Source organism: Cryobacterium sp. MLB-32 (assembly GCF_000738085.1).
Taxonomy (GTDB): Bacteria; Actinomycetota; Actinomycetes; order Actinomycetales; family Microbacteriaceae; genus Cryobacterium.
The window spans coordinates 1-828 of sequence record NZ_JPRS01000419.1 but is presented as its reverse complement, the minus strand read 5'-3'; the positions used below and the strand labels follow the sequence as shown (position 1 = coordinate 828).

Sequence of the window (828 nt, the reverse complement as noted above, 5' to 3'; positions counted from 1 at the left end):
CCGGGCGTCTTCGGGACGGTCCTGACGAAACGCATAAACGGTCTGTGCTTCTTGGACAACGGTGTACCCGGGACTGTCGACGGGGATGTCGGTGCCTTTGTGCATGACGAAGACGTTGGAGATACCGAGGGAGCGGGAGAGTTTCTGGTTGGATTTTACGAGCTGCGCGGACGGGCCGCCGATCATGTGCCAGCCCTCTTCGTAGATGACGTTGGTGATGTACCCGCGTTCCTGTCGCAGGCGCCCCATCAGCCACATGTTCCCGATCGCCATCACTGTCGGGATGGCCGGGCCGGAGTCGGGCAGCTGAGAGATGTCGAACGTGGTCAGCTTGTGCGACAAGTCCACGTTCCGGCTGGTCTCCCCGTCAAAGACACCGGCGTACGTTTCGAGGAGGTTCTCCAAGCCGAACCGGATCGACAGACCCGCTTGGTGGAACCGCTCCCGCGCCCCCGCCGACAGATCCTGATCCAAGGGGACGGTACCGAGGTAAGGCATCAGATCGGTCGTCGTCGACACGCGGGCCGTGTCGTGGAACGAGCGAAACATTTGTTGGAGGGCGTAGCGGGTCGCTTTTTCCTCCCACTCCGTCGCGGCCGTGTCATCGCGGGCGATCCGCGCCACCGCATTAATGAGGAGCATCTGACCTTGCAGGCCCGTGCCACGGGCGATCAACGGATCGATGAGGTTGAACCTGGTCCCCGTGCCATCCGGATCAAACCGGAGCGGTTCAGCGCCCATCCGCCGGGTCAACGCTGCGTATTCGCCTTCACCACCTTCGTCCTTCTTGTCAAAGACCACCGCACGGTGATTCTTCAAAATCAGCGG

At 61.7% G+C, this 828-nt stretch carries 1 pseudogene; it reads right to left on the bottom strand.

The annotated features are described in order from the left end of the window. Positions 1-801 (bottom strand): annotated as a pseudogene (locus JF66_RS19060) (ATP/GTP-binding protein); the annotation flags it as partial. Positions 802-828 lie beyond the last annotated feature (27 nt).